This is a genomic window from Methylomonas sp. BG-2 (genome assembly GCF_057766305.1).
In genome coordinates this window covers 1-7,167 of sequence record NZ_JBYMAP010000199.1, presented here as the reverse complement: position 1 = coordinate 7,167, position 7,167 = coordinate 1, and the positions used below count along the sequence as shown (strand labels likewise).

5 protein-coding genes are annotated in these 7,167 nt (G+C 59.9%); 4 read left to right on the top strand and 1 reads right to left on the bottom strand.

What is annotated here, in order from left to right; all coding sequences use genetic code 11:
* Positions 1-110 precede the first annotated feature (110 nt).
* Positions 111-4,994: a PAS domain S-box protein gene (locus tag AC3B8H_RS16310; RefSeq protein WP_488442605.1), complete on the bottom strand. Its 4,884-nt coding sequence runs from the start codon at positions 4,992-4,994 to the stop codon at positions 111-113.
* A 218-nt stretch (positions 4,995-5,212) separates the two neighbouring features.
* Here AC3B8H_RS16310 and AC3B8H_RS16305 point away from each other — a divergent pair, with 218 nt between their 5' ends.
* From AC3B8H_RS16305 to AC3B8H_RS16290, 4 genes are all read left to right on the top strand, one after another.
* On the top strand, positions 5,213-5,800 hold the full coding sequence (locus tag AC3B8H_RS16305) for an LOG family protein (RefSeq protein WP_488442604.1): 588 nt from the start codon (positions 5,213-5,215) through the stop codon (positions 5,798-5,800).
* A 42-nt stretch (positions 5,801-5,842) separates the two neighbouring features.
* Positions 5,843-6,202, top strand: coding sequence for a hypothetical protein (locus AC3B8H_RS16300; RefSeq protein WP_488442603.1), 360 nt, complete (start codon positions 5,843-5,845; stop codon positions 6,200-6,202).
* Between the two features lie 119 nt (positions 6,203-6,321).
* Positions 6,322-6,702 carry a hypothetical protein gene (locus tag AC3B8H_RS16295; RefSeq protein WP_488442602.1) on the top strand — a complete coding sequence of 127 codons (381 nt, stop codon included), beginning with the start codon at positions 6,322-6,324 and terminating at the stop codon, positions 6,700-6,702.
* Complete coding sequence (locus AC3B8H_RS16290) at positions 6,699-7,097, top strand: glycine zipper family protein (RefSeq protein ID WP_488442601.1); 399 nt, start codon at positions 6,699-6,701, stop codon at positions 7,095-7,097. The genes AC3B8H_RS16295 and AC3B8H_RS16290 overlap by 4 nt, the downstream gene beginning before the upstream one ends.
* Positions 7,098-7,167 lie beyond the last annotated feature (70 nt).

The window sequence follows — 7,167 nt, the reverse complement described above, 5'->3', positions numbered from 1 at the left end:
GGACGAATTTCCAGCGATGGCCGGTCGCCGGTACTGACAATGCCGAGCGCATCGGCGGGTAGCTGTCAGCCGCGCCGGACCGGGCCGAAGGTTGCCCCGGTCCGGCGCGGTTAGTTTTTCGGCGCCCGCGTTTCGGTGGCGCAGCGATCCAGCGCGGACAGTATCGTCGGGTAGTCAAAATAGTCGGCGCATCGGCTCAGGGTTAGCGCCAGATCGGACTCGACTTCGGCGATTCCGGCGATCGCGGTGGCGATGCGCATGGCGTCCAGGCTTTCCAGGGCCGCGCGCAAATGGAATCTTAGCGGTGCCGGCAGCGCCGCCAAGCGTTCGATGTCGGGTTCGTTATCGGCTGGCGTGCTGCGCGGCGGCGCGCCGAGGTAAACATATTCCAGGTTCAATTGCTTGGCCAGGCAATCGTAAATTTCCTGGAACCGGTAGGGCTTGCGGATGAAGTCGTCCATGCCGGCGTCCAGCATTTCCCGTTGCTGTTCCTTGAAGGCCGAGGCGGTCACCGCGACGATTTTGACGGCATCGCCGCCCGGCAACTGGCGGATGCGCTTCGTGGCCTCGATGCCGTCCATTTCCGGCATGCGCCTATCCATCCAAATCAAATCGGGCCGCCAAGTTTCGAACAACTCGACGCCTTGCTTGCCGTTTTCGGCGATTTTCACCGGCAATTCCAGGTTGGCCATCAACCGGCTCAACAAGGACTGGTTTTCCGGCTGGTCTTCGACGATCAGGATGCGGTAGCGGGGTTGGCCGGGCGCCAAACTGGCGATCGGTCCGTGGCTGTCGGCGCGTTGGCCGAGCACGGCGACGGTATCCGCCAGCTCGACCGGTAATTCGACGCGGAACAGCGAACCTTTGCCGGGCTGACTGTCGACCTCGATCCGGCCGTGCAGCATCTCGACGAATTGGCGGGTGATCGCCAAGCCGAGGCCGGTGCCGCCTTGCGGCGAATGGCTGTCGGCGAGCTGGATGAAGGGTTCGAACAGGCGCTGGCGGTCTTGCGGCGCGATGCCCGCGCCGGAGTCTTCCACCTCGATAATCAGGTGGTGGCGGGCGTTTTCCTGGACGCCCAGCCTGACCGTGACGCCGCCTTGTTCGGTGAATTTGATGGCGTTGTTGATTAGGTTGATCAGGATTTGCCGCAAGCGCGATTCGTCGCTCCTGATGTAGCGCGGAAACTCGGACGACTGGTCCAATGTCAGGCGCAGACCTTTTTCCTCGGCGCGCACCCGCATCAATTCGGTCACATCGCGAATTAAACCGCCGAGATCGAACGGGGCAATTTCCAACTGCAAGTGGCCGGCCTCGATTTTGGCCATTTCCAGCACGTCGTTGATCAGATTCAATAAATGTTCGCCGCTGCGATTGATGATGTCCAGATTGTCCCGCTGGTGATCGGTCAATTGCGCATCGGCCCGCAGCAGTCCGGAAAACCCTAGGATCGCGTTGAGCGGCGTGCGCAATTCGTGGCTCATATTCGCCAAAAACACGCTTTTGGCTTTATTCGCGGCTTCGGCCGCGTCGCGGGCTTCCAACAATTCGGCGGTGCGCTGCAGCACCGTGTCTTCGAGGTGATCCTTGTACCGCCGTAATTCTTCTTCGTTATGCTTGCGTTCGCTAATGTCGGTGACCATCGCCAACGAGCCCTGGAAAACGCCGTCATCGTCGAACACCGGCGCCGCCGAAACTTGCGCCCAGATCAGCTGGCCGCGCCGAGTCAGAAAACGCCGCTCGTAACTCTCGGTGATACCGGCGCGCCGACGATTGAGTTTTTCCAAGTGATCGTCGGCGTCTTCGGCCGGCATGAAATCGCTCATTGGCCGGCCGACCAGTTCCTCGGTCCGGTAGCCGACCAGTTCCGCCATCCGGCCGTTGACAAAGCGGGTGAGGCCGGCGCCGTCCACGACCCAGATGCCTTCGGCGGCGGTATCGACGATACGCCGGTATTTGGCTTCGCTGTCGCGCGTGGCTTGTTCGGCCAGTTTGCGTTCGTGGATGTCCATGCGGGTACCGAGCACCCGAGTGACCTTGCCCTGACTGTCGCGGCGTATACCGAAACCGCGCACTTGCTGCCAGCGGTAGTGACCGTCCGCGTGAAGCAGCCGGGCTTCGTACTGATATTCCCGAAAGCCGTCCGTCAGCACGCTTTGGATTTTGTCGAGAACTCTGACGCGGTCGTCGGGATGTAGCCTGTTGATCCATTCCTGCCGATCGCCGGGACCGGTTTGCGGCTGATAGCCCAGCATCGTGAAATAGGCGGGCGAAGCGTACCAGCGGTCGTTTTCGATATCCCAATCCCAAATGCCGATCTGCGTTGCTTCCAGCGTCAGTCTCAGGCGCTCTTCGGAATCGTGCAGTCTCGCTTCCATCAGTTGACGTTCTTCTCGGGCGCGCAGCACGCCGATACCGAAGGCCAGATCGTTGGCCAGTTCGCCCAACAAGCGGATCTCGGCCGGCGTAATGCTGCCCACCCGGTCGGCATAAATCAACAGGATTCCGAATACGGCATTCCCGGCGTCCTTTAACGGCAACGCAATGCAGGATTGATAGTCGCGCCGCAACGATGCTTGTCGCCACGGCGCCATCAACGGATCGCTGGCGATGTCTTGCACGTACACGACTTGTCCGGTCCGAATGGCCAGGCCGCAGGGGCCTTGGCCGCGTTGGTTGTCGCCCCAGGACAGATTGGCGTTGTGCAGATAGCCGAGTTCGGCGCCGGCCCAGGCCACCGGCTTGACCGATTGTTCGGCGTCGTGGACCAACAAACCGACCCAGGCCATTCGGTAACCGGCTTGTTCGCAGACGATACGGCACACTTCGTCGAGCAGTGTCTGTTCGGTGTCCGTGCGCAGCAGAACCTGATTGCAACTGCCGATCGCCTGCAGTTCCCGGTTCAAACGCCGCAATTCATCTTCATTGCGCTTGCGCTCGCTGATGTCCCGGCAGATCGTCAAGTTGTAGACCTTGCCGGCGTATTCAACGATATTGGCGGTAATTTCGACCGGGATAAGTCGGCCGTCCTTGGCCAGATGGCTGGTTTCGAATCGAATTCGGCGTTGATCGCGCAAACGCGGCCAGAATTCGGCCAACCGGGCCGGCGACCAATCCGGATCGATATCGAATACCGTGACTTGGTTGAGCAACTCTTCGCGGCTGTACCCCAGTACGCTGGTAGCGCTTTGGTTGACGTACAAAAATCCGGCGGTATCCTCGGCCATCAAAAACACGGTTTCGCCGACTTGGTCCATCGCGTCATTCAGCAATTGCAATTGTTGGCGCAGAGCTTTTTGCTCGGAAATATCGGTGCGCAGATAGAGAAAGTTGCCCACTTTGAACTCGCTGTCGAAGATCGGCGAGGCGATGATCTGTTCCCAGCGCAGTTCGCCGTTTTTATGGCGGTTGAGCAGTTCGGCTTGCCAGAGCCGGCCGGCCTTGACCGTTTTCAGGCTGTCGGCGAATTCGGCTTCGGTCAATTCGGAAGCGATCAGTTCGCGGTGGCTTTTACCGTAGATTTCGCCGAAGCGGTAACCGGTGATGCGGGTGTAGGCGGCGTTGGTATAGATGGCGGTGCCGTCGCGCTCGGTAATCAGAATGCCGACCGGATTTTGGTCGGCGGCTTGGGCCAGTCGGTTGATCTCATGCTCAAACAAGCGCCGATCGGTGATGTCGCGATTCGATACCCGGTGGCCGATGTAGCGGCCGTCGCGGCTGAACGCGGCTTGGCAGCAGTGCGAAATCCAACGGACTTCGCCGTCCCGGCGCACGACGCGGAAATCCAGTTCCGCCGGTCTGGCGTGCCCGGCATCGTGGCGATGCAGAGAATAGGGATCGCGGTCCTCGCTATATACGACGTCGTGCAATCGATCCGGATTCGCGATGAAGTATTCCGGCGGATACCCGGTAATGCGTTCGCAGGAGGGCGACATATAGCTCAATTTACCGTTCTCGCTTAGCCAATATTCCCAGTCGTAGGGATAATCGGCAACGATATGGAATTTTTCCTCTTCGGCGGCCAGATGTTCGATGATGTGTTGCTGTTGCCGCCACGCCCTCAGGATTAGCCAGGCGCCGATCCAGGATATGGCGATGAACACCACCACCAAACCGGCGATTTGCCAGACCTCGTCGCGCCATTCGGCTAAATAATCAATTTCGGCGAGACCGACGCTGACATAGAGTGGATAGCTGTCGACTCGCCGAAACGACACAATCCGGGCGGTACCGTCGAAACTGTGGGGGCTTTGAAAGGTGCCTTGCCGCGGATTCTTGCTCAGTTCGGATTTGAATTCCTCGGAAATGTCTTGCAATCCGATGATGCTGGCGATGTCGCCGGAGAACGGCAGGCGAGTAATCAAGCGCAGGTCGGTGTCGCGCAAATTGATCGCGCCGCGCGGGCCGACATCGATACGACTGAGCATGTTGCCGAAATTGGCCAACGAGATATTGGCGAATACCACGCCGGCAAAATCGCCGTTCGGCATCCGCAAGCGCCGCGCGAAATTGACGACCCAGGTTTTATTGATCCGCGACATGACCGGCTGGTTAATGAACAGTCCCGACTCAGGATGATCGCGCAGCTCGGTAAAGTACCTGCGATCCGCCATGCTGGGCGGGGATTCCTTGGGGATGTCGGTGCTGAACACCACTGTGCCGCGGGCGTCGGTGGCTCGCAGTCCGATCACCCACGGCAGCTTGGTCTGCAGCCAGGTCATATGCGCCGATAAGTCCGCCGGGTCCGCTCGGCCGGCGGCAAGTTGCTGCTCTATCCGCTCGGCCGCCAGTTGCAGTCCCAAATCGACTTGGTCGATCGTGCTTTCGATGGTTTGGGTGATGACTCGGGCCAGGTTTTGGGTGGCGACTTCGGCGCGTTGCCGGTAGGCGGTATAGCTGTGGCGCAAGGCTAGAGCGGTCACCGATACGGCGAGGATATCGATCAGGACGATGCCCCAGATCAAACGGAAATATAAGCCGCGGGTTACGTTCATTATTATATTGGGTTGGTGTTGCCCCGGTCCGCGCCGGCTCGTGCCGCTCCCTGTCGAATTATAGCCGTGTCGCTGAGGCCGTTGCCTTGATTTGGTTTTACCACAAATAAACGCGCGGCGGGTATCGGCTGATTCCGTTATCGCAGCCTGGCTTGGCGGCGGCCGGCCGGCGTTGCGCTACACTTTCAACCACTATTTCCGGTCGGATGGGAGGCATAATGTCGTTTCGCGGTCTTTGCGTATATTGCGGTTCCAGTCCGGGCCGTTTACCGGCTTACGTCGCCGGCGCCAACGCGCTTGCCGAGGCGATGGTGCGGCGGAACATTCGTTTGATTTACGGCGGCGCCGGCATCGGCATCATGGGCGCGCTTGCCGATCGGGTTTTGGCGTTGGGCGGCGAGGCCGTCGGCGTGATTCCGAAGGCGCTGGCGCATAAGGAAGTCGCGCACGCGGGCTTGACTGAACTTCACGTGACGGCGTCGATGCACGAGCGCAAGATGCGAATGGCGGAATTGGCCGATGGATTCGTCGCGTTGCCGGGCGGTATCGGTACCTTGGAGGAGTTGTTCGAAATCTGGACTTGGGCGCAATTGGGCTTTCACTGCAAGCCTTGCGGATTGTTGAACATCGCGGGTTATTACGACGGTCTGATCGGGTTTCTGGACCATGTGCGCGCCGAACAATTCGTCAAGCCAGCGCAACGCGAACTATTGATCGTCGCCGACGAACCCGATGCGTTGTTGGAACGCTACGCGGACTATCAAGCCCCGCCGGCCAAACAGTGGCTGGCGATTGACGAGACCTGACGCGTCATTTGGTCTGGATTGCGGGCCGGAGGACATATCCCGATGAGTAGATGTTTAACGCTGATCTTGAGTCTGATCGCCGGTGCGGCGCTCGCCGCGGAGCCGGTCAAATGTCTGGTGGACGGTAAAATGTTGTATACCGACGACGCGGCCCGTTGCCGGCATGCCGGCAAGCTGCCGATCGCCGGGAATGTGATCATCGCGCCGAAAGCCAAAGCGCCTGCTCCGACATTACCGACCTTACCCGGTTTACCCGGCTTGGAAACGCCCGGCATGCTGGATTCGATATTGGAACGCTTGGGCCTGACCCGCCAGGATGTCGCGGAAGGCTGGAAAACCGTCATGGATGCCCGCGAACGCGGGAGCTGGCAAGCGCCGGCCGTCCCCGAGGACGATCGTTAGCGCCGAGAGGCGGTTCCGTTTCACCGTCTTAATCGTTTCATAATGTCGCCTTAATTTTGCTTTAAGCCCCCGTCTTTAGAATTTTTCGCAACTGAATAATTTTCCAATGAGGGAGTGCAATGTTCAGATTATCAAGCTTAGCAATATTGGGTATCGCCTTTTCATTCACGGCCATCGCCGATGACGGCTGGGGCGAACATCATCATCGCCACCACCATCATCACCATCACCGTTATCAGCGCGACTACTATCCGGCGTATCCGGTGGAAAGAGTGTATGTGCCGGCTCCGGTCGTGCAATACGTGCCCGCGCCGCCGGTTTATTACGCTCCGCCACCCCCGCCGGTGCGCTACGGGTATTACGACCAGCGCAACCCGTCCGGTTTGGTCGGCGGCGTGGTGGGTAGTGCGTTGGGTTATGAAATGGGCCGCGGCGATCCTCTGGCCGCCGGCATCGGCGCGGCGGCGGGTTCCTGGTTGGGCAATGGGATGAACAGATGAGGACGATACGCACGTTTTCATGCTTGGGCGTTATCGCGCTTGGATTGTCCGGTTGCGCCAGCCAAACCGGCTGGACCCCGACCGTCGATACCTACAACGACAAAAATAGCTATCGTCTGAATCAAGACATGCAGGAATGCCGGCAACTGGCCGAGCAAGCCGCCGGCGGTACCGCCAAGGAAACCGCGATCGGCGCCGGCGTCGGCGGCTTGATCGGTGCTGCCGGCGGCGCCGCGTTGGGCGCGATCGTCGGAAATCCGGCGACCGGAGCGGCGATAGGCGCGGCCGCGGGTGGCATAGGCGGTGCTTCCAAGCAAGGCATTCAGGCCGAGGACCGCTTCAAAAGTGCGTACAACAGTTGTTTGCGGCAGCGTGGTCATACGGTTGTTAACTAAACGACGGCGGCGGGTGGCGCGCGGTCCCCGCGCGGATGGTATACGGTTTTACCGCATTGCCGGGACTGAA

Coding starts and splice junctions, on each gene's coding strand:
- AC3B8H_RS16305 (WP_488442604.1), top strand. CDS start 5,213: ATGTCGTTTCGCGGTCTTTGCGTATATTGCGGTTCCAGTCCGGGCCGT.
- AC3B8H_RS16300 (WP_488442603.1), top strand. CDS start 5,843: ATGAGTAGATGTTTAACGCTGATCTTGAGTCTGATCGCCGGTGCGGCG.
- AC3B8H_RS16310 (WP_488442605.1), bottom strand. CDS start 4,994: ATGAACGTAACCCGCGGCTTATATTTCCGTTTGATCTGGGGCATCGTC.
- AC3B8H_RS16290 (WP_488442601.1), top strand. CDS start 6,699: ATGAGGACGATACGCACGTTTTCATGCTTGGGCGTTATCGCGCTTGGA.
- AC3B8H_RS16295 (WP_488442602.1), top strand. CDS start 6,322: ATGTTCAGATTATCAAGCTTAGCAATATTGGGTATCGCCTTTTCATTC.